17 protein-coding genes and 1 tRNA gene are annotated in these 20725 nt (G+C 60.4%); 7 read left to right on the forward strand and 11 right to left on the reverse strand.

The features are described 5' to 3' along the window. Positions 1–306: 306 nt before the first annotated feature. Both H6G62_RS21530 and H6G62_RS21535 read right to left on the reverse strand, forming a co-directional pair. Positions 307–1491, reverse strand: a complete 1185-nt coding sequence (locus tag H6G62_RS21530) for a zinc ABC transporter substrate-binding protein (protein ID WP_190499001.1) — start codon at positions 1489–1491, stop codon at positions 307–309. A 105-nt stretch (positions 1492–1596) separates the two neighbouring features. Beyond that, a complete protein-coding gene (locus tag H6G62_RS21535; protein ID WP_190499003.1) occupies positions 1597–7239 on the reverse strand; it encodes a translocation/assembly module TamB domain-containing protein in 5643 nt (1880 codons plus the stop codon). A gap of 159 nt (positions 7240–7398) precedes the next feature. Here H6G62_RS21535 and H6G62_RS21540 point away from each other — a divergent pair, with 159 nt between their 5' ends. After that, complete coding sequence (locus H6G62_RS21540; protein WP_190499006.1) at positions 7399–7890, forward strand: hypothetical protein; 492 nt, start codon at positions 7399–7401, stop codon at positions 7888–7890. 191 nt (positions 7891–8081) lie between these two features. Then, positions 8082–8480, forward strand: a complete 399-nt coding sequence (locus H6G62_RS21545; RefSeq protein WP_190499007.1) for a DUF3110 domain-containing protein — start codon at positions 8082–8084, stop codon at positions 8478–8480. A 90-nt stretch (positions 8481–8570) separates the two neighbouring features. On the opposite strand, the gene H6G62_RS21550 is transcribed toward H6G62_RS21545, so the two are convergent. Beyond that, the gene (locus H6G62_RS21550; RefSeq protein WP_199325170.1) at positions 8571–9776 is read right to left on the reverse strand and encodes a M23 family metallopeptidase; all 1206 of its coding nucleotides are present in this window, start codon (positions 9774–9776) and stop codon (positions 8571–8573) included. A 101-nt stretch (positions 9777–9877) separates the two neighbouring features. Next, the gene (locus H6G62_RS21555; RefSeq protein WP_242052213.1) at positions 9878–10507 is read right to left on the reverse strand and encodes a LysE family transporter; all 630 of its coding nucleotides are present in this window, start codon (positions 10505–10507) and stop codon (positions 9878–9880) included. Between the two features lie 57 nt (positions 10508–10564). Here H6G62_RS21555 and H6G62_RS21560 point away from each other — a divergent pair, with 57 nt between their 5' ends. Then, positions 10565–11176, forward strand: coding sequence for an alpha/beta fold hydrolase (locus tag H6G62_RS21560; RefSeq protein WP_190499010.1), 612 nt, complete (start codon positions 10565–10567; stop codon positions 11174–11176). A gap of 40 nt (positions 11177–11216) precedes the next feature. Here H6G62_RS21560 and H6G62_RS21565 read toward each other — a convergent pair whose 3' ends face one another. Together H6G62_RS21565 and H6G62_RS21570 are read right to left on the reverse strand one after the other, a co-directional pair. After that, a complete protein-coding gene (locus H6G62_RS21565) occupies positions 11217–12344 on the reverse strand; it encodes an aldo/keto reductase (RefSeq protein WP_190499027.1) in 1128 nt (375 codons plus the stop codon). 178 nt (positions 12345–12522) lie between these two features. After that, positions 12523–13041: a bifunctional nuclease family protein gene (locus H6G62_RS21570; RefSeq protein WP_190499029.1), complete on the reverse strand. Its 519-nt coding sequence runs from the start codon at positions 13039–13041 to the stop codon at positions 12523–12525. 383 nt (positions 13042–13424) lie between these two features. Between H6G62_RS21570 and ribE the strand changes: the two genes are divergently transcribed. Further along, positions 13425–14090 carry a riboflavin synthase gene (gene ribE / locus H6G62_RS21575; protein WP_190499012.1) on the forward strand — a complete coding sequence of 222 codons (666 nt, stop codon included), beginning with the start codon at positions 13425–13427 and terminating at the stop codon, positions 14088–14090. A 108-nt stretch (positions 14091–14198) separates the two neighbouring features. Here the strand turns inward: ribE and H6G62_RS21580 are convergent, their stop codons facing one another. Continuing rightward, positions 14199–14939 (reverse strand): Tic22 family protein, encoded by a 741-nt coding sequence (locus H6G62_RS21580; RefSeq protein ID WP_190499014.1) that lies wholly within the window; start codon positions 14937–14939, stop codon positions 14199–14201. A gap of 105 nt (positions 14940–15044) precedes the next feature. Further along, positions 15045–15118 (reverse strand) — tRNA-Pro (locus tag H6G62_RS21585). Between the two features lie 91 nt (positions 15119–15209). Here H6G62_RS21585 and H6G62_RS21590 point away from each other — a divergent pair. Next, positions 15210–15641, forward strand: coding sequence for a DUF4332 domain-containing protein (locus H6G62_RS21590; RefSeq protein WP_199325171.1), 432 nt, complete (start codon positions 15210–15212; stop codon positions 15639–15641). Between the two features lie 77 nt (positions 15642–15718). Here the strand turns inward: H6G62_RS21590 and H6G62_RS21595 are convergent, their stop codons facing one another. The 3 genes from H6G62_RS21595 to H6G62_RS21605 all read right to left on the reverse strand — a co-directional run bounded on the left by H6G62_RS21595 (position 15719) and on the right by H6G62_RS21605 (position 19129). Beyond that, the gene (locus tag H6G62_RS21595; protein ID WP_190499016.1) at positions 15719–16780 is read right to left on the reverse strand and encodes an adenosine deaminase; all 1062 of its coding nucleotides are present in this window, start codon (positions 16778–16780) and stop codon (positions 15719–15721) included. Between the two features lie 355 nt (positions 16781–17135). After that, entirely contained in the window at positions 17136–18221 is a 1086-nt protein-coding gene (locus tag H6G62_RS21600) for a glycosyl transferase (protein WP_190499018.1), read from the reverse strand. Between the two features lie 17 nt (positions 18222–18238). Continuing rightward, positions 18239–19129 carry an LD-carboxypeptidase gene (locus H6G62_RS21605; protein WP_190499033.1) on the reverse strand — a complete coding sequence of 297 codons (891 nt, stop codon included), beginning with the start codon at positions 19127–19129 and terminating at the stop codon, positions 18239–18241. A gap of 186 nt (positions 19130–19315) precedes the next feature. Here H6G62_RS21605 and trmB point away from each other — a divergent pair, with 186 nt between their 5' ends. Beyond that, positions 19316–19951 carry a tRNA (guanosine(46)-N7)-methyltransferase TrmB gene (gene trmB / locus H6G62_RS21610; protein ID WP_190499020.1) on the forward strand — a complete coding sequence of 212 codons (636 nt, stop codon included), beginning with the start codon at positions 19316–19318 and terminating at the stop codon, positions 19949–19951. Continuing rightward, positions 19948–20568: a molybdenum cofactor guanylyltransferase gene (locus H6G62_RS21615; protein WP_347239399.1), complete on the forward strand. Its 621-nt coding sequence runs from the start codon at positions 19948–19950 to the stop codon at positions 20566–20568. The genes trmB and H6G62_RS21615 overlap by 4 nt, the downstream gene beginning before the upstream one ends. Positions 20569–20725 lie beyond the last annotated feature (157 nt).

Genomic DNA, 20725 nt, shown 5'->3' on the forward strand with positions numbered 1-20725 from the left:
GGTGATCTGGAATTTGCTTTAATTGCTCTATGAGAACCATGGGCTGAGGGGCAAAATAACATCTCAATCCATCCTCATTTTTCTTCGCTGGTATGAAACCACCCTGCATCCCTTCTCCCTGAGGGAGCAGGGGAGCCAGATTCAGAACCCCTCTCCCTGAGGGAGAGGGGCAGGGGTGAAGGCCAAGAGCAATGGCAAGGGGATAGTTATTTCCATGGAGTACTCTAAAGCCAGTTCTGTAGCCCAGCCACAGGCTGAATCAACGTTATCGACCTGAGGGGGGTATTTCTGAACCTTAGCAGGGCACTAGGGCGTCAGCGGAGCCTCTGATGGTTGGCAGGTGCCCCCCAGGGCATTCACGATGGTGCAGGTGTTGACTACCAGCATGGCCTGGGTGTTAGGAGCCACGCTGTCTGGATCCCCTGGCCCTTCTACCATGAGAGGCTGTTCGGCGACGGCCACACCCGCATTGTTGGCCACGGTTTGAATCAGGGCCGGGTTGGTGGTGGATTCGGCAAAAATGGCGGGCACGGTTGCGGCTTTAATTTGATCCACCAACGCAGTCAGTGACCGAGGGGAAGGTTGGGCATCGGTGTTGAGTCCGCTCAGTGCCCCCTTGACCTCAAACCCGTAGGCTTCGGCAAAGTAGCGAAAGGCATCGTGGGTAGTCACGAGACGACGATTTTGGGCAGGGACCGTCGCTGTTTGGGCCTGAATCCATCCGTCTAGGACGATGAACTGATCGGCCAGTTGGGCGGCATTGGCCTGGTAGCGGCTAGCCTGATCGGGGTTGATCTGGGCCAAGGCCTCGGCAATCACCTCGGTCAGGGCGGCATTGTGGCGGGCATTGTGCCAAACGTGGGGGTCAGGCACGAGATCAGTATCATGCTTCGTCGAGGTCGCTACCGAGGTCGCTGGGGTTGGGTTGGCCTGGTCGCTGGCCTCGGCATCCTGGTCGTGGGAATGATCCTGGTCGTGGGAATGATCGTGGTCATGGGCCTGATCGTGGTCATGGGTCTGATCGGCGGCGCTGTTGTGGCTATCTGGATCGGACTCATGATCGTGGCTGTGGTCATGATCGTGGTCATGATCGTGGCCCTGCCCCATCAACGGATTGGGTACCGCCGCCTCTAGGACGGCCACCTTGGGGGCTGGATTACGGCTAGACACCACCACATTCAGCACGGAGGGGGCAAAATCATAGCCGTCGTAGAGGACGAGATCGGCGGTATCCACCGCTTGCCGATCCGATGGGCGAGCTTGGTAGGTGTGGGGATCTTGCCCCGGTGCCAGCAGGCAGGTCAGGGTGATGGTGTCTTCAGCTATCTGCCGAGCCAGGTCGCACAGGACGCCACTGGTGGCAACCACCTGGGGCCGCTCGGCGGGATCAAGCGCTACCTCCGAGACCTCGCCCCTGTCTTGAACGGCACATCCCCCTAGCACGACAGCCGCTAGCCCTAACCCTATGCCCCAATTGCGTTGGTTCACCATAATCCTCAGCGAATGATAATCGTTATCATTCCATAGTACGCCATAGCCTTTCTTTCCATGCAAACGCCATACAAACGCCTGGTGACGCGGTGATCATGCCCGTCATCAGAACCGGAATTCCACAATGGCCCCGGTGTTTTCGTTGAACTGCTCGTAGCTGGTGATCCCCCGCACGGTGATTTGGTCGGTGATGCGGTAGCGTACCCCAAAGAGAACGGGGGTGACATTGGTGAAGACCTTCTGCACCGATAGCCCCAGACTGGGGGAGACGTTAAAGCTCACCTCGCCGCCCACATCCACTTGCTGCGACCCAGGGGGGGAAGCGGAATAGAGCCGCAGTTCGGTATTGTTTAGGCCCGCCCCAATCAGGTTTTGGATGCGGTTGAGGATGGCGGATCCGGCAAAGGCAAACAAGCCCTGGAAGTTATCGCCGCCGCCGGAGACGCTGCCGAGGGTCGATTCTAGGGCGGTGAGAAATTCGTTGCTGATCAGGGTGATAATTTCGCCTTCGGAGCGGGGCGGCGTGCTGGACAGTTCTACCCCCTGAAGCTGAATGACGCGGCTGGCCCGACCGTTGACATTAGCCCGAATGCGGATGGTTTGGACGCCGTTTTGGGTGAGGCCCAGTTGGCTGATCGGGTCGTCGATGACTTCGTTGCGGGGGAAGGGGGAGGCGGCGGACAGGCTGGTGCTGTTGCTGAGGGTGTCGGACACCGCCGCCGAGAGGCTGGCCACCAGATAGGGATCAATGACATCGTCGTTGGCGCTAAATTCGGCGTAGTTTTCGTTGCCCGTGAGCCGAAACTCGGTAGTGAACAGGTTAATGCGCCCTGAGGGCATCATAATCCGACCATCGGGCCGAATATCCGGCACGGTGCCCACGAGGTTGAGGTCGCCTTGGGCGCTGACATCCACCAGGTTGGGAATCGCCAGACGCACGTTGTTGGCTAGGGTGATGGAGAAATCCTCTAGCACCGGGGGCAGGGGTTGATAAATGCTGGGGCTGGCACTGCCAAAGCCACCCCCGCCCACCAGGGCCGTTTCATCCTGGGATTCGGGCAGGGTGAGAATGCCGTTGGAGAGGCGCAGGTTACCGGAAACAATGGGCTCTAGCAGGTAGAGACTGCCCCCCACCCGCACGTCGCCATCGAGTTTGCCGTTGTAGGTGCCAGCGGCATTGCGCAGGTCGAGGGCAATGTTGTCGAGGGTGAGGCGGAAGCGATCATCCTGGGGTTCTGCTCCATCGTCGCGGGTGGCCAAGGGGCGACCCACCAACCCAGGGGTGATATCGTGGATGGACGGCAATACCTTGAACTGGCCCTGGGCGGCAATTTGTCCGGCACTGAAGTCACCCTGCACGTCTTGGAAATCCAACACCAAGCCATTGAAATAAACGGAGTTCTCCGCGCCCTGACCTTCTAGCACCACCACATCGCCCCGCAGGTTGGTGAGGGGTTCTGGCAAACTCCGGGAACTGAGGGTGACCCCGTCAAACTTGGCAGCCCCCGACACCACCAGGGAGGTGAGGGCATCCTCAATGGGTTTATTGGTGGGCCAGAAGCCATCCACATTGAGGGCCAGTTCCGCCTGCCCTTCCTCCCAGGTGACGGCCTGGGTGAAGAGGTTCATCAGAGCAAAGCCCTGATCCTTGAGCCGTAGCCGCACGGTGACCGAGTCTTGGCTGGGTAGGGAACTGCCGCCCGGTAGGGGCAGGGGAATACTGGCCAGCAGGGTAAGGGGATCGACCTGATCCTCAATGGCGACGTTGCTCCGCAGGTTGAGGCGGGCCTCTTGGTACAGGAAATCTGCCGAGGCGACATCCACGGGTTGGCGGTTGATGGTGGCGTCGTTCACCGCCAACCGCCCCCGCACCTGGGGATCGGCCAGCCCTCCGGTGAGGGAGGCTCCGGCGTTGATGAAGCCATCAAAGGTGTCGGGAATGCGTAGGGGACGCCGCACTGCTGCCAGGGGCAGATCATCAATGTTGAGGCGCAGGGTGCGATCCCCTGGATCCTCGGAGTTGAGGCTGAGATCGCCGTTCAGTTCCACCGTCGCCACCGTGGGATTTTCGGGGTCGTCGCTGGGGAAGGTGCTGACCAACCGGATAGGCCGCAGGCTGATCAGGCCGTCTTGGTAGGTGGCCTGGGCCAGGAAGCTATCCAGACGGTAGCCAATGCCGGAGGGATGGCGGGGATCGCGCCACAGCCAGTTGGATCCGGCCAAATCCACATCCACCTGTACCTGACGAGGCAAGGTTCCTTGGGCTTTCACCGTGCCCGAAAAGCGGCCTTCTAACCCCTCTAAGGGGGGCAGCACGGCGGCTTCGGCCTCGGCGTCGAGGATGTCTTGGAGGGCCAGCACCTCCGAAAAGCGCCGCAGTTGATCTAAAAAGGAGGCATGGCGGTCGCCGACCTGGGTCGTTTCTAAGTTGGCCAATTCGACGGGGGTCACCGTCTGATACCAGGCGGGCGGTTGCAGCAGGTTTAGCCGAAAATCCGACAGCTCAAAAATCTTAAAGGTCAGCAAAATATCCTGAATCTGGGCGTTATCGACCACTAGCTCACCGTTGACCCGTTGGGAACCATCCAGGGCGTAGGTGCCGCTGATCAGGTAGCGGCTGCGCTCCGAGGCATTGATCAGTTCCCCCCCGACCAAGCTGACGGTCTGGTTGGCGTAGCGGAGGGTGCCCCGCAGACGTCCGTAGCGCACCGCCAAGTCCTCAGGGCGGTCATCTCCCTCTGGGCTATCGGCGTCTAAGGCTGCCGTATCGTCTGGGGCGAGGGGCTGGACATTGGCCAGGGTAATGTAGCCCAACCCAGGATCAACGATGTCGAACTGGGCCTGGAGGTTGGGTTCGCGCCAGTTACCGCTGATCACCGCTGATTCTATGGTGCCGCTGACGGTGCCCACTCCCTCAATGCCGCCCTGGGGTAGCCGCAGATCATCCAGGGGCAGGTTGGTGAGGGTGGCGAAGAGGTCGCTGCCCTGGATATGGCCATCGGCGAGGGTGGGGCCACGGCGTAGGGTAAATTTCAGGTCGTAGGGATCCTGTTGACTGGTAGCCAGCAGCCGATCCCCCATTTCTCCCTGGCTGGGGTCACGCAGATCCACCGTGAACCCCTGCCGCTGGTCGTAGAAGACTGGCCCCATCAAGGGTGTGGCAAAGGCCACCTCACTGAGGGCAAAATTATCCAGGCGGGCATCCCCGGTCAACCGGAAGGTACCTGGACGGCCCGCCAGTCGGCCCGCGAAGGTGCCCCTCCCCGCCACCGGAACGATCTGGCCCGGAATCGGTAGGGCGGCTAAATTCACCCCCCTGGCCGTGAGGTTGAGATCCAAGCTTTCTAGCCCCGGTGCCCCTGGCCCCGTCAGCAGCGGCGTCACCACCCCGTTAGCCTGGAGCCCCGCCGTACTGGCCTGGTTCACCCGCACCGACCGCCCATCCCAGGCTAAGTCGGCCCTCAGGGGTTCGCGCACCGCCGCCAGTTGGGGCGCTAGGGTCGCCGCTGTGGCCAGCCCGTCCGACAGTTCTAGTTGCCCCTGACCTCGCACCGCCGCCAGGGTGAGGGCGTTGGTAGGCCCAAAGAACTCAAATTGACCGTGTCCCGTACCCTGCAAAGAGGGCGAAAAAGCCGCTAGCGCAAGCTGATGCCCCACCACATTGGCCCGCCAGCGCCCCTGCCCCACGGTGCCCCGACCATTGACCACGCCCCCCGCCAGCACCGCCTGGGCAATGCCTTGGCCCTCCAGTTCCGCCCGCAGGTTGCCCCCCAGCGGCCCCCGCAGTTCCCCTCGGCCATTGATTTCCCCGGCCACCCCCGCCCCTAGATCCGTTAGGGAGAGCCCCGTAGCCCGCACATCCGCCTGCCAGCGGCGACTTTCCAGCGCCACGGTGCCATTCCCCGCCACGGTACCCCCCGCCACCTGAACAAAGGTATCGGTAAAAGCGAGGGTCTGATTGGCCCAGGTCACGCGCCCCTGGCTGGGATAGGTGCCCATCGGTGCCCGCCAGCGGCCTTGACCCGTGAGGTTATCCAGCGGCCCCACCAAATTGGCCTCTAGGGAAACTGGGCCAAGGGTCACGGTGTCGGGCAGGCCGTAGGGGCGGCCTAGGGCATCGGCGGGGAGTTGGTTCCCCGTCATCGCCAAGGTGACTTGCGGGGTTGGCCCAGCCGTCCACAGGCCATTACCCGTTAGGCTTCCCCCCGCCTCTGGCAGCAGTCGAAAGCCATCCAGGATCACGTTCTGGCCCTGGACGATGGTTTTGGCCTGTACCTGCGCCAGGGCCACCTGATCGACCACCACCCGGCCCTGGGAGGTGAGTTCCGTGGTGATGACGGGCTTTGTGAGGGGGCCAGCCAGGGCGACATCGGCGAGAAAGGTACCCGTCGCCGCCACGGGGAGTTCGAGGCCAAAGATCTCGGTGACCTGGGCTAGGGTGAAGGGGTTGATCCGCCCCGTTAGGTCGTAGCCCTGGTCTACATTGAGGCGACCCTGGGCAGTGGCGGTGACGTCCTCTAGCCGTGCGGTCACATTTTCAAAGATGAAGGTGCGTTCCTGGAAGCGCACATCGCCCTGGATGTCTTGGATCGGTTCGGGTAGCCCCGGCGTCATTACCGTGCCTCCCTCCACCCGCGCCGTGCCCGTCACCGTCGGTGGGTCTTCCCCAAGGGCAAGGTCCACCGCGCCGCTGACCATGCCGCTGGGAATCTGAACGGGTAGCGGATCCGCTAAAAAGGACTCCACCAAAGGCAAAAGATCCGTGGCGGTTAGATCTTGGACGCGCAGGTTGGCTTGAACTTGCAGGGGGGTGGGCTTTGCCGGAGCCTGTGCCCACGCTGGAGCGACGCCCTGGAACAGTCTGACTGACCACTGTCGTAGGGCTTGCAGGGCCGTGGGATAGTGCCCAGCCTTAGCCGTTGCCAACTCTGGGAGTGGGGTGGCGGTTACGCCCGCTGGAGTGGAGGTGGAGCCTTCTGTCGGTGGTAGGGGTGACGTGGCCTTGGGCAACTGGGCTGACCCTTTCAGGTGGGCTTGGCCACCGATAACCGAGGTGCCGCTGATTTCAAAATCGAGCTGATCAATCCTTGACCGTCGGCCTCCGCTATCCCCCGCTGATCCCAGGCCAAAGTTCACCTTCCCCGACACATCCGTGAGTTCTATCCTGGGCGCTTCGGCCCGGTCTTGCCCTTGGGGCAACGCCAAATCCTCGCGCCGATCATAGGGCACCAGCACCACTCGGCTATCCCGCAGGCGCAGGGTACCCGGTTGAATGTTAATCCAAGGGTCGGGGTCGGTCTCATCCCGATCCGGCAAATCCAACTCCAGGGCCACCCACGGCCCATCCGCCGACTGTTCCAGGTACAGATCCGCCTGATCCAGCACGATGGAGAGGATCAGTTCTCGCCGCAGTAGATCGCGGGGATTAACCCGCACCTCCACCCCCTGAAGCGAGAGGGAGTCGGGGTCGGTGGCGGTGGCTGGAATTTGCGATGGCCCCACCCGCACCCCCGACAGGGTGAGATGCTCCAAATCCCCCAACTCCACCGGACGGTTGAGCACGGTGGTGAGTTCGGTCTCCAGCCAGGGCGTTAGGTTGTTCTGAAGCCACACCCAACCCCGCCAAGCCGCCCCGCCTCCCACGATCAGCAGGGCCGAGCCTGCCACCAAACTCCCCCCCAGCCATCGGATCACAGCCGTAGATCGCGTAGATCGCTGTTCGGATTCTGGCCCTTGGGAATCCGCCATGTCCGTCACCCCGTGAAACACACCACGAAACACCCAACAGTTTAGTGAACTCCCGCCGTTATGCCTATCCACTTCAGGGTTCTGTCACAACTTGCCTAGGAATGAAGTGTAATCGTCCATACCATTGATGACATTCAACCTCTTATCGACCTCGTGCCTATGCGACCCTGGTACTGGATAACCTGTGCAGCCCTATTAGCCGTCGGTTGCCAAACGGAGACTCCCCCCTCCGATCCCCCCGTCGCCGCCGCCGTTCCCTCGGTAGACACCTTCACCTTTGACGAAATCGATATCGCTGGATGTGGCCTCACCCTGCTGGCCCCCGATACCGACTCCCGCATTGACGGCCTATACCTATTTAGCGGCTGGCCCGCCGATAACGAGGCGGGCACCGGGTCGATGCGGATGAAACTAGACGGTGAAATCGTCAATTTCGTGCGCACCGAGACCAGCGGTTCGGAGATTATCGGCGGACAGTTTATCTCCCAAACCTTTGTCAGCCAAGATGGCCGCACCACCGTTGTGGTAGAGATTACCCAAACGACCCCCCAGCCCGACCCAGAGGTTCTGGCCATCGATGCCGCCACCCTGCGCCTAGAACAGGACGGTGAAACCACCACCCTAGATCTCGTGGGCGATACGGGCTGCTGACCCAAGCAAAACCCAGTTCCCACCTGTCCCAGGTTCTAGTCTCGATGCAGTGGGCCGCTTCTCCCTGGCGTTCCCAAGGCCCGCAAACCGTTAGAATAAGCCTTGTTTAAAGTCGAGTTCTAGCCCAGGGTAGAGACAACGCAGGGGCTAGGCTGGATCCTCCCTACAGTAACCGGATGGGTAGTTTGGCTATGGTGGTTTACGTGCTTCTGTTCAATGCCCGTACCGACAATGAGGGCATCCACACCCTCCGGGTTGACCACGAAGATATTGTCCTCATGTTTGAGAATGAAGACGATGCCACCCGATTTGCCGTCATGCTAGAGGCCCAGGATTTCCCGGAGGCCACCGTGGAGGCCATGGACCAAGCGGAAATCGAAGCCTTCTGCGACGACGCGGGCTACGGCTATAAAATTGTCCCCGAAGGTTCCCTCGCCATTCCCCCCGAAGGCCGGGTAGAAGAACTCGACTGGGATCCCGACGCCGATCCCGATACCTTGCCCTCCCCCGCCAAGCCCGAAGAGGACAGCCAAACCCTCTCCCAGGCCGAACTTGATCGCCTCCGTAAACAGTTCGAGAACCTGCTGTAATCGATGTTTTTGCTGACGAGCCTCCCAGTCTGAGCCCGTCGCCGCCCGATTCACCCTTAGATCCGCCGATGGATGATCCCCATCGCCACCCTAGAGGTACCCCATGGGATTAACGGGACTACCGTTTTGGCGCACTTCAAAATGGAGGTGTGGCCCGGTAGAGAGCCCGGTAGACCCCACAGCGGCGATGGGCTGGCCCTGCTGTATCGATTGGCCCTCCTGAACCGAGATCTGACTGGCGTGGGCGTAGAGGGTGGTGATGCCGCCACCGTGGTCAATAATCACCGTCTGGCCATAGCCCCCATACCAGCCCGAGAAAATCACCTGGCCAGAATCGGCGGCGAAGATGGTGCTGCCCTGGGGGGCGGCAAAATCGACCCCACCATGGAAGCGACTGTAGCCCAGGATGGGATGCACGCGGTTGCCAAACCCGCTGGAAATGCGAGCATTGGCCGGGAACACAAACCGCCCCGTGCCCCGCACCGCACCAGATTGGGCCGCTAGCCGTTGGCGAATGAGGTCCGCAATTTGTTCAGACTCCCGTTCCAGTTGGGCCTCCGCTGCCTCCAGGGCCGAACGCCGCTCCTGCAATCGGGAAATAAGCTGTTTTTCCTCCTGGGCTTCTGCTTCGTACTGTTGCTTTTGGGACAATAATTGCTGTCGCAGGAGGGCCACCTGGTTTTTCTGGTCTTCCACAGCGCCCTTTTGGCGTTGAATCTCGTCGGCCTTCACCTTCAGGTCTTGCAACACTTGGCGATCCGCCGCATAGACCCGCTTAAGCTGATACTGACGGTCGAGAAATTCGTTGAAATCTTGACTTTGCAGCAGTACCGCCCAGCCCTCGCTACCCTGCTGCCGCTGGAGAAACTGAAGCCGCGCCACCGTGGCCATCCGCACGTTTTCGTAGTCGGTTTCCGCTTGCCGCAGATTCGCCTCCAGTCGTTGCAAATCTTGCTCGGCCTTGGTTAGGCGAAATTCGGTTTCGGTAATTTGGTTGGCGGTATAGACAATGCTGCGCTCTAGGGTTTGCAGGTTGGTCTCTGAGGTATTTTGGCGACCCTCTAGCTCGTTTTGCTGATCCTGAAGCTGTTGGCGTTGTTGCTCTAGGGTACGCCTCTGTTGTTCGAGTTCCTGTACCGATTGCGCGACCAACGCCGAAGATCGGTGGAGCGGCCCTTGGGCCATCACCCGCCCCACTCCCCCAAACCCCAGCCAGAGCACAACACAGGCCAATCCCAGCCCCCACCAACGCCTTGCATGGAGGAATGATCGTCGGCTGCTGCGCTGCTGTTTCACCCTCGGTTTCACCGTTGCTCTCTCACTGTTGACTGGGCTTCTGGCACTGGGCTTCTGGCACTGGGCTTCTAGCTGAGGTGGATGGGGTGGATGGATGAGGTTTATGGGGAAGGGATGAGCAACGCCCCCAGAGCCACGCCGCCAAAGCTAAAGATAGCAGCCCCAGCCAGTCGATTTAACCAGATCATGCGGGCTGGGGTGAGGTAGGGGCTAAAAAACGTAACGCCCCAGCTCAGGCACAGCCACCACAACGCTGATCCGAGGAAGACCCCCAGCACCAACGCCTGCGCCTCCCATGGCCCGCGCTCGGCGGAGACCAGCCCCAGCCCCGCAAACATGGCCACAAAGGATAGGATCGTAGCGGGATTGGTAAGGGTGAGCAAAAACGTAGACCCGTAGGCTCCGATCAACCCCCGTGAGGTCACTGGCGCGGCTGCGGTGGCCGGGGTAGATCGAGCGGTGTTCCAGCCCAGGTAGACCAGGAACAGCCCGCCCAAAAGCTGAAGCGCCCAAGCCTGCGCCATCAGCCGATCCGACACCGCCGTGAGCCCAAATCCGGCAATGCCGCCATAGAAGCCATCCGCCGTAGCCGCGCCCAGCCCGGTGGCCAGCCCGATCCACCGCCCCTGGGCCAAGGATCGCCGAATACACAGCAGCCCAATTGGCCCCACGGGCGCGGCAATGGCCAAGCCCAACCCCATCCCCTTGATTGCCGTCATCCACACGGTCATCGGCCCCCCTAGGGATTCCCCCTGCCCCATCAACTCCTACCGTTCAACCCCGATTCTATGCATATTTTGCTCATCCATGGCTTAGCCCGCACCTCCCTTTCGTGGATGCTGCTCGAACATCGCCTGCGCCAAGCCGGACATCACCCCGAACCCTTTAGCTACTTTGCCTTTGCCGAAGACTTCGATGCCATTGCCCAGCGCTTAAACCACACCCTACAAGCCCTGGCCCACCGTGGCCCCTACGGCGTGGTGGGGCATTCCCTCGGTGGTGTGCTCACCCGTGCCGCCCTGGGCCTGGGCCAAGTCTCTGCCCCACCGCACCAAGTGGTGATGCTGGGTACCCCCAACCAGCCCCCTCGCTTGGCCCCCCTCGCCTGGAATCTGTGGCCCTTTCGGTGGTTTACCGGGCAATGTGGCCACAACCTCACCTGCCAGCAGTTCTATGCCAGTCTGCCCATGCTGCAAAGCCCCTACACCATTGTGGCCGGAACGAGTGGCCCCACTGGCCCCCTCAGCCCCTTTGGAGAAGAGGCCAATGATGGCGTGGTGGCCCTTTCAGAAACCTATATGCAGCCCCAGGATGCCGTGATTCAGTTGCCCGTCTGGCACACGTTTATGATGAACCATCCCCAGGTGCAACGGACGATTTTAGAGGCCATGGCCCAGTGAACTCCTATCCCCATGGGAAAACCCCGCTTCTCCAACCGTCCTAGTCATCCCACAGGCGGCGGCGGTCGGGCCCTTTGAGGCGGTTGTGGGTATCGCGCAGTAGGGCGGGGATATCTAGGTTTTCAGGACAACGGGGTAGGCAATCGCCGCAGTCGGTGCAGCGGTTGGCCTTGCGCCCAGGGAACCAGTGGCCCGCATTCTCAAACATTCGGTAGCGGTATTCCCCAAAGGCTTGCATATCGTAGGCTAGGGTGAGGTTGCGTAGCCGCAGCACTTCGGGAATGTGGATCGCCTCCGGGCAGGGCAGGCACTCGTAGCACTGGCGGCAGAGGTCGGTTCCCAGGGTGGCGGCAGGACGCTGATCTAATCGGGCCAAGGCGGCGGTTTCCGAGGGCGTTAGGGGATCGGTGCGGTGGGCGAGTTCCGTTAAAACGTCCAGTTCCTCCGGGCAAGCTGGCCCGGTGCTGAGGGTGGTGATCCCCGGCTGACTCAGCAGCCAACGGTAGGTGAGAAACAGCGGGTCAAAGGGTTGGCACACCTGCCGCAACGCCTCTGGTGGGGTGTAGAGCATTCCGCCCTTGTCGCCAGGGGAAATGATAAACAGACCCAGATCGAGATCCTGGGCGAGGGCAATCAGCGGGGCATGGCGCTGAAAAAAGTAGTAGTAATGCAGCAACACAAAGCTAAAGAGGCCCGTCTCCATGGCGAATTGGATCACATCGCGGGGGCCGTGGGTGGAAAAGCCCACATGGCCAATCTGACCGTTTTCCTGGGCTTGGCGCACAGCGGCCATGCATCCCTGGGGATCCTGTACCCAGGTGAGATGTTCTGGGGTGTTGAGGCCGTGGATGGCAAGGCAGTCGATGGTGGGAACCCGCAGCCGTTCAAGGGAATCGGCCAATAACTGAGCCATGGCCTCCCGGCTGGGCTGGGGAGGAATTTTAGTGGTTAACACCAGGTTTTGAGGCCGTCCGCGACGATGCAACCAGTCTCCCAGCCAGCGCTCACTTGGCCCATAGCCCCGTGCGGTTTCGATGTGGTTGATGCCGAGATCCAGCGCCCGCTCTAGGGTTGCCTCAAAGGTGCCTGGATGATCTAACCCACGCATGGTGCCCAGGGAAAACACCGATAGGCGCAGGTCTGTTTGGCCAAACCGCCGATATTGCATGGACATCGCAGACACAGAACCGTGATCTATCCCAGAATTGCTATCCCAGACTTGCCCAAAGGCTTAGGAGCAAGCATCTAAATAAAGTACCGGAAACATGATCGCCGTAGGGTGCATTCGCGAAGCAACGCACCAGCAGAAAAGCAGGTCATCGGTACTGTATGTCCTGGCGCATCCCTTAGCTGTCAAAGGCGTCGTTGCTGGTGGAGGAACGTCCTCCCCGCTGAATGAAGTCCGACGGGCTGAGGTTGGCGAGAAACGCCTGAAACGCCTGTTTTTCCGCCTCATCCGCATCTCGATCTACGGGCATGGAGGCTTCGGCCACCACCTCTTCCATTACCCAAATCGGCGCATCGAGGCGCAGGGCAATGGCAATGGCGTCGCTGGGGCGAGCATCCAGTTCGCGGCGGGTTTCGCCCTTCGCCAGGGTCAGTAGGGCGTAGAAGGTATTGTCCCGCAGGGCATGGATCACCACCCGCTCTAGGGTCATATCCCAATCTTCAATCAAATTGACAAACAGGTCGTGGGTGAGGGGGCGGGGAGACACCTGATCCTCTAGGGCTCCAATAATCGACCCCGCTTGCTCACGGCTAATGTAGATCGGAAGCTGTCGCCGATCTGTGGTGTCCCGGAGGAGGATCACAGGACTCCGCGATACTGCATCAAGGGCAATCCCGGCGACTTTCATTTCAATCATTGGCTTAGCCTCTTGGCTCCAGGGATGGGCAGGATAAACCCCCTGCCTCAGGGTATCCACAGTAGTAGTCTGTCGTGGTCTGTCTGAAAACAGTATCTAGGCCGTAGGTATAGGACACGGTTTCTCCGACAGGGTGGGCGGGGCGGCCTAGGTTGGCTCACTGAACGTCGTTGTGCTTCGGCTCAGGGTAGCCTAGATAGGGAGATCTTGCTAACTCAGTATGCCCTGATCCTACCCCCCATGGGCCATCCTGAAGCTGAGATTTTAAGGAGGCTCCATATTTCAGGGCTAGATTGAAAAGTAGCGTCATCACGGAGGCCCCAATCCCCGTCGATTCTAAACCTGGCCTTGCGGCCCTCTTGTTCATCCTTAGCGTTTTTGCCATGTTCACCGGACTGATTCAGGCCATGGGTCGCCTCTCCCACAGCGGCATCGGCCAGCTTACCCTGCACTACCCTACCCCCACCCATCCCCTGCTGGCGGATATGGCCCTAGGTGACAGCATGGCCGTCGATGGGATTTGCTTGACGGTGGAGACCCTACTGCCCCAGGGGTTTGTAGCGGCGGTTTCCCCCGAAACCCTAGCTCGGACGACCCTCGGCCAACTGCCGGAGGGAAGCTGGGTGAATCTAGAATCCTCCCTGCGGGTGGGGGGCAAAATTGGTGGCCATTTTGTCACGGGGCATGTGGATGGACGGGGCCACCTGGAAACCGCCAGCCAAGCCGACAACGCCTGGATTCTGAGCTTTACGGTGCCCGATGCCCGTGCCGCCCGCTATATTGTGCCCAAGGGCAGCATTGCCATTAACGGCATCAGCCTCACCGTGGCCGATTGCAGCCCCAGCGGCGACTGGTTTTCCGTGGCTGTGATCCCCGTCACCTACCAAGAAACCACCCTGCCCCACCTCCAGCCCGGTCAGGCCGTTAATTTAGAGGGCGATATTTTGGGCAAGTATGTGGAAAAACTGCTGCGGGGCCATTCCAGCCAAGCATCCAACCCGATGGACGACACGTTATCCCTTGCCTTTCTGGCGGAACATGGCTATTAATGCCAAATCCAAATTGGAAACCCCCGATTTCCAACCCAATCACCGTAGGGGCGAGGGAACCTCGCCCCGCCCGCTAAGACCGGAAGCCCACCAGCCGGATGAGGGACGCTACGGATTGGGTTGGGCCTGCCGTTCGCGAATGGTCTCGATGAACTCCAGCACATCGGTGGAGGGGAAGAGACGCACCTGGCTGAACTGGTTGTCGGCGGCGCTATCTTCGCTGGCGGCCATGGCGGCCAGCAGCCACTCTAAGGACACCACTTCCACCACAATTTCTTCGGCTCCGGCGGGGTTATCTTCAAAAACCCAGTCAATGTAGGTTTGCAGATCGTCGCGGGAGAAGAACATCGGCAGAGAGACCTCATCGCCCTGGACAAAGGGCAGGTAGGCGTTGCTGTCGCCCCGGCGCGGAATGAAGAGAGGCACACCCTGGAATTCGGGCTCAATGGCCACCGCTACCTCTATCTCGTCGCGGATAGGGAAATACAGCAGGGGGGCGATTCCCTCGCTGTTGGCCAGTTCGCGGTAAACACTGCCCAGATCAACCACTTCGATTTGGGCTTCCTGGCCACCTTCTTCCACCTGGGCCAACACCGCCGCCGCCGTTGGGCCATCTAAAAAGACGACGGGAGCCTGTACCGCCTCATCGGTCTGGCTGACGGCCTTGAGGTGTTCCCCCTGGGCATCCAAAATCATGAACACCGGAATTTGGGCTAATCTTTCGGCAATTTGCTCGGCGGTTAACGCCCAAGCCCGCTGAGTTAGACCAAACATACCGAGCATTACCCCGCCAGCGACAGCACCAGCTAAGGACAGGGATAAACCAGCACGGGGGAACAGGTTGCGCATAACGTCTTCCAATTTTTTGAGGAATCTTATCATACTGAGATTCCATCCTAACCAAGGCCACCCCAGATGAGGATAGCCCCTGTGACAGTCGCTAAAGATGGATAATCGGGATGACAGGATTTGAACCTGCGACATCCTGCTCCCAAAGCAGGCGCGCTACCAAGCTGCGCTACATCCCGTAGGCCGTTTGTCTAAACTAGTATAGCTTGCTTTTCTGCCCCATGGCCCCTCCTAGGGTGTGGTTCTTGGGCCTGGGTTGAAGCCCTAGTTTTGATTCATGAGGCGGTGACGACCCTGGCTAATTTTCCGATTCAAACCCTGCCTGGGTTGAGTGCCCCCCAGGCCCAAGCCCTCGCTGATCTGGGGCTGACCACCACCGAGCACCTGCGTCGCCAGGGGCAATCCGCCGCCCAGCGCCAAACCCTGGCCAAAACCCTGGCGGTGCCGGAACGCTACATTGCCAAGTGGGTGATTTTGGCCGACCTGGCCCGCCTGCCGTCGGTGGGCTGCACCTACAATGGGCTGCTGCTCCATGCGGGGGTGGTGTCGGTGGCCCAACTGGCCAACAGTGCTCCCCCCACGCTCTACACCCAGATTAAACGCCTCCATGTCAAAACCATGCAGCGGGCTGACCTCTGCCCCAGCCCTGACCAGGTGAGTACCTGGATTCAGCAAGCCAAGCAACTCCAGGGCCGACGCTGAGTGTTCCCCATTCACCTGAGCCAAGCCAAGGACTCGATGTCCCCGGCTTAACGCAGAGATCTTCCAGCGGAGATCTTCTAATCGAGGGCGGGGGCTAGGGCAGGTTCGCGATCTTCAACGCCATTGACCCCCTGGAGCATATCCGTCAGCAGGGCGCTAGGAGGGTGGTTGTGGGGCCAAGCGAAGGCATGGCGGAAGGAGGCTTCTTGGCAAGCCTGGAGGGCGTCGAACCCGATCACATCGTGGGTGAGCAGGCTTTCGTATTCAAAGGGCAGACGGACGTTGTGGAGTCCGGCGTTGTCGGTGCAGATGGCGATGTCTACCCCGGCCTCGAAGCAGCGGTCAAACACGGTGCGGAGTTGGTGAATGTCCTCCAGGGTGCCCGTTTTTAGGTAGGTGGTGGGGCAGACCTCTAGGCATTGGCCCCGCGCCGCTAGGTCGGACAAGAGTTCGGGATAATGCAGGGGAATTTGAATGCCATGGCCAATCCGCATCAGGTAGGGCAGCAGTTGGGGATGGCAGCCCGCCGTGGTTTCGTAGAGGTGTCCGGTGGTGTTGAGGCCCAACTGCTGGGCGCGTTGGTAGAGCTGGATGAAGTCCTCCATGCGCTCGACGTACTGGGCATCGCCCCCGGCCACGTCCACCGCGCAAACGTATTCGGGATACTGGGCCGCCAGTTCCACAATGGCCCGGTTCACCTCGTAGGGCAGGCGAGAGTGCATACAGAGGATTTGCCGGGTGACGATGGGATATTCCACCTGCTGGCTGGCGCGACCCACCACCTCCACAATGTTGGCCATGGCCTCAATGCGCTGGGTTTGGGATAGATGCTCTGGGGTGCGCAGGTAGGGGGTATAGCGCAGTTCTAGGTAGGCCAGGTTTTCAAAAATGTAGGCTCCGCGAATCAGGCGGTAGATGAAGTAGGGCAGGGCTTCCTGGGTTTGTACGCTTTCCACCAGGGTGTGGAGTTCGAGGTATTCCGCCAGGGTTTTGCGGGGCTGGGTATAGAACTGCTCGAAGGCGGCATAGTCGGCAAACTGGCCCGATAGGTCGGGGCGATTGCGCTGGAAGTAGCGCCAGAGGATGCGGGGCACCACAGATCCGCCCAGGTGGCGGTGGAGTTCGGCGTAGAGACTCATGGCAAAAACCGTCCTTTAAATAGGAAAAACAACCGTAGATAAAACAAAGCCATCAGGTGTGCCCAAACACCCTGACAGCGGAGATAGCCACTGAGTGAAAACCGCTCTCGTAACGCAAGGAGAAGACCTGTGCTCTGGTCGATGCCCCTTAGCCCAGGCCGCCTAGGGAATTGCCCCTAGTGAGCAGACAACGCCAATCACGGCGGCAGAGTGCCCTCCATCGACCGAAGGCTGGGACATCCCAGCCCTCGGCGGGCATCGATCAGCACAACACCTTGTATGTAACGAAAAACGTTAGAAAACTTATGGTTCTATCTGTTCTATCGTAAATTTCACAGATTGACCATATATTCCATTATTCCAACGACAAAAGATAGTCCACCACGGCCTCGGCAATTTGACGGTTGCCTTCCTTGGACAAGGTGAGGGTTTTCCGGGGCGGGTGGAGGGGTTCCGTCAGAAAGGCCCAGTCTCCCCGGAAGAGTTCGTTGGGGGGTAACACCCGGTGCCAGCTATGGTCTTGTAGGCCGTTGACCAACACTGGCCCCTCGGCAAAGTCTTCGCGGGTAATGGTGATCACCGGCAGGCCTAGGCGGCAGGCTTCGGAGAAGGTGCTAAATCCCGGTTTGGAGACCATGCGACCGCAGAGGGGCATCACATCCACCGGGCGGAACCCCTGACGCGGTATCGGGCGCAGATTGGGCAGGTTAGGGATAGCTTGGTCGAAGGTGAGGAATTGCCAGTCGGGGAAATGGCTGAGCGGGTCATAGGGGATGGCCTGGAGGCCCAAACCGCCAAAGGTGAGCAGCACCGTCCGTTCCGGGGGCGTTTGGATACCCAACTGTTCCCGCAGTGCCGCCACCGAGTAGCGTGGGTTGCCCCCGGTTAATCCCACATCCTCAATCACCGGGAAGGCGGCCATCGGTTCGTGGAAGGGCAGGCGAAACAGACGGTCGCACTGGCCAAACCAGCCCTCAATCCAGGCCACCGTTGCGGCAAACTCATCCCCAAAGGCGCGATAGATAAAGTCCCAGCCAAAGTTGCTCATCATCCAGCAGGGCACCCCCGCCGCCTGGGCCAGGGGCACCGCCAGGGGCGGAATATCCGCCAGCACTAAGCTCACCCCCCGCTGCTTGAGGTAGGTGGCCTCGGTCGCTATCAGGCGGGCTGCATCGGCGCGAATCTGATCCAGCTTGGCCAGGGTGGCGGGCAAATCCATGGTCAAACTATCCGCCTGAATCACCCCAATATCCAGCGCCACCGGACGATACTCGTACTCCACGGGCAAATACTCATCCAGCAGCCACTTGGGGGCCGTGGTCGCCAAAATTAGGTCAACATCTGGGGCCAAGGCATTCACCGTGGCCGCCACCGCAGCCGCCCGCGTGGCATGGCCAAAACCGTGGTTGGTGATCGAAACGTAGAGAGTGGGAGCCACCATGGGAGATCTCGCTGGGGTTAAAGAATGGCCAGGATGCCCTGGTCGCCGTTGAGGTGGGCCATGGCCCCCACAGGTAGGGCGGCGTTGTCGCCATCGTGGCCAAAGGGCAGGCCCGAGACGATGGGAAGGCCCAGATCCCCCAGGCGATCCCGCAGCACCTCTGCCACGGTAAAGCTAGGCACGTTGTCCGGCGGCTCACAACGGCTGAAGCGCCCTAGGGCAATGCCCGTCACGCCTTGAAATTTACCCATCATCCGCCAGTGGGTCAGCATTCGGTCGATGCGGTAGGGGGCCTCGGTGACATCCTCCAGGGCCAAAATCACCCCGTCCAAATTGGGTTCGTAGGGGGTGCCCAGCAGGTGGGTGGCCACAGTCAAGTTGGCGGGCAACAGCCTCCCTGTTACCCGGCCCCCGCCCCAGCCCAGCCCACGAATGGAGGGCACAGGCTGCCCCATCAGCAAGTCCCTGAGCCGTTGCTGCGACCATGCGGGTTCCGTAGCCAGGGTGGTCATCAGCGGCCCGTGAATCCCCACGATTCCCTGTTTCGCCAAGCCCCACAGCAGGCTAGTAATGTCTGAAAAGCCCACCAACCACTTTGGCGGCAGGGGATCCGGCCACTGCCACCGTTCCAACACCCTGGCCCCGCCATAGCCGCCCCTGGCGCAGAGGATGGCCTTGTAATCGGGGTTAGCCAGAGCCTCCACCCAGGCTTGGCGACGGTCTTCATCGCGCCCTGCCAAATAGCCCCACTTCTGACCTACGGTGGCGGGTACGTCTACCTCAAAGCCCCAACTGCGCCATAGATCCAGTCCTTGCTTAAAGGAGTCCAACTCTCGTAGGGCACCGCTGGGGGCGATCACGGCAAGGCGATCCCCAGGCTGAAGCGGCGGTGGGTAGATGGGCGTCATCGTAACCGGAGTTGCCGCCAGGGTGGTGTTGGGTGGCGATGGGGCATCCGACGCATCCGGGGTCTGAGAGAAAGACATATCGGGCAACTCTGTCATAGCCTGAAGCTCCAACTGGGGGGACTGAACCATCTGCAAGGGGGGCTGTGGCATGATAGAAAACTGGAGTTTTACCAAATAGGTCAGCTTGTGGCGGTTGTTCGGGTGCGCCAGCACGTTAATCCACTCAGTGAAAAATACCAGATTCCCATCGATTTACCCGACTGGAACCAGGTCTTTCCCCATCCCCAGCGGCCCCTGCACATCGACATCGGCAGCGCCAAGGGGGTGTTTGCCATGGCCATGGCCGAGCTTCAGCCAGAGTGGAATTTTTTGGGACTAGAAATTCGTAAACCCCTGGCGGAACAGTCCCAACGGCGCAAGGAAGAACTCGGCCTCTCCAACCTGCACCTGATGTTTTGCAACGCCAACCTCTCCTTCCGCCCGCTAATGGAAAGCTGGGGCGACGCCAATCCCCTCCAGCAAATCTCCATTCAGTTTCCTGATCCCTGGTTCAAAAAACGCCACCAAAAACGCCGCGTGCTGCAACCCGCCTTGGTCAATGACCTGGTGGATTTTTTGCCCAACGCAGGCCGCATCATCATCCAGTCCGACGTAGAAGAACTCGCCCTCGATATGGTGGAACGCCTGGGCGAACATCCCCAACTGGCCCGCACCGCCGAGGATTGGCTCCCCGAAAGCCCCTTCCCCGCCCAAACCGACCGTGAGCGCGTCACCCTAGAGCAGGGGTTGCCCGTTTATCGGGCTATTTTTGTGAAGAAGTGACCATCATTTCACTCGTATTAGCCGGGGGCCAAAGCCGCCGCATGGGGACGGATAAGGCGCTGATTCCGTGGGGGGATGAGGTGCTGATTCAGCGGACTTGCCGGGTGGCGTTGGGCTGCGCGGATCGCGTCTATGTGGTGACGCCTTGGGGGGATCGCTATCGTCCGTTCTTGCCCGAAACGATTGAAATTTGGCCAGAATCCCCCGACTTAGCGCCCGATGGTAGGCGTCCCGGCCCCCTGGTGGCCCTGGCTCAGGCAGTGTCGGTGCTGGCGGCGGAGGCCGAGTCTGCTCCGACCTGGGTGTTGGCGTTGGCCTGCGATTTGCCCAACCTAAACGAGGCGGCACTGCGGGAATGGGCTAATCATTTGGATAACTTACCCCCATCGGTGATGGCCTATTTGCCGCGCAGTCAGGATCGTTGGGAACCGCTGTGTGGGTTTTATCGCATCGCCTGTGGGGCCAGTTGGCGGGCCTATCTAGAGGCCGGGGGACGCTCGTTTCAGGGCTGGCTAAATCAGCAGTCCGTTGCCGCCATTCCCAGAGTGGATCCGGCTTGGCTGGTCAACCTCAATACCCCCGATGATGTGGCCAAATCTAAGGGAGCCTTGGACTAGAAGTCCAAGGCTCCGAGCTGAAATCCTCTGAAGAGGATTGGCATGAGGGGTACTTAGGAACGTGGATTGAATAAGATGCAATCCTGAGGGCTGAGCTTCTATCCTAGAGAGGCGGCGAAAAGAACCGAGAGATGACCACCCCCTACCCCACCTCCGT

Origin of the sequence: Phormidium sp. FACHB-1136, from assembly GCF_014697375.1 — a bacterium.
Classification (GTDB): domain Bacteria; phylum Cyanobacteriota; class Cyanobacteriia; order Phormidesmidales; family Phormidesmidaceae; genus Nodosilinea.

Bases quoted from the DNA above. Each gene is read 5' to 3' on its own strand.
- H6G62_RS21530 (WP_190499001.1), bottom strand. From the start codon at position 1,491: ATGGTGAACCAACGCAATTGGGGCATAGGGTTAGGGCTAGCGGCTGTC.
- H6G62_RS21535 (WP_190499003.1), bottom strand. From the start codon at position 7,239: ATGGCGGATTCCCAAGGGCCAGAATCCGAACAGCGATCTACGCGATCT.
- H6G62_RS21540 (WP_190499006.1), top strand. From the start codon at position 7,399: ATGCGACCCTGGTACTGGATAACCTGTGCAGCCCTATTAGCCGTCGGT.
- H6G62_RS21545 (WP_190499007.1), top strand. From the start codon at position 8,082: ATGGTGGTTTACGTGCTTCTGTTCAATGCCCGTACCGACAATGAGGGC.
- H6G62_RS21555 (WP_242052213.1), bottom strand. From the start codon at position 10,507: ATGACCGTGTGGATGACGGCAATCAAGGGGATGGGGTTGGGCTTGGCC.
- H6G62_RS21560 (WP_190499010.1), top strand. From the start codon at position 10,565: ATGCATATTTTGCTCATCCATGGCTTAGCCCGCACCTCCCTTTCGTGG.
- H6G62_RS21565 (WP_190499027.1), bottom strand. From the start codon at position 12,344: ATGCAATATCGGCGGTTTGGCCAAACAGACCTGCGCCTATCGGTGTTT.
- H6G62_RS21570 (WP_190499029.1), bottom strand. From the start codon at position 13,041: ATGATTGAAATGAAAGTCGCCGGGATTGCCCTTGATGCAGTATCGCGG.
- ribE (WP_190499012.1), top strand. From the start codon at position 13,425: ATGTTCACCGGACTGATTCAGGCCATGGGTCGCCTCTCCCACAGCGGC.
- H6G62_RS21580 (WP_190499014.1), bottom strand. From the start codon at position 14,939: ATGCGCAACCTGTTCCCCCGTGCTGGTTTATCCCTGTCCTTAGCTGGT.
- H6G62_RS21595 (WP_190499016.1), bottom strand. From the start codon at position 16,780: ATGAGTCTCTACGCCGAACTCCACCGCCACCTGGGCGGATCTGTGGTG.
- H6G62_RS21600 (WP_190499018.1), bottom strand. From the start codon at position 18,221: ATGGTGGCTCCCACTCTCTACGTTTCGATCACCAACCACGGTTTTGGC.
- H6G62_RS21605 (WP_190499033.1), bottom strand. From the start codon at position 19,129: ATGACGCCCATCTACCCACCGCCGCTTCAGCCTGGGGATCGCCTTGCC.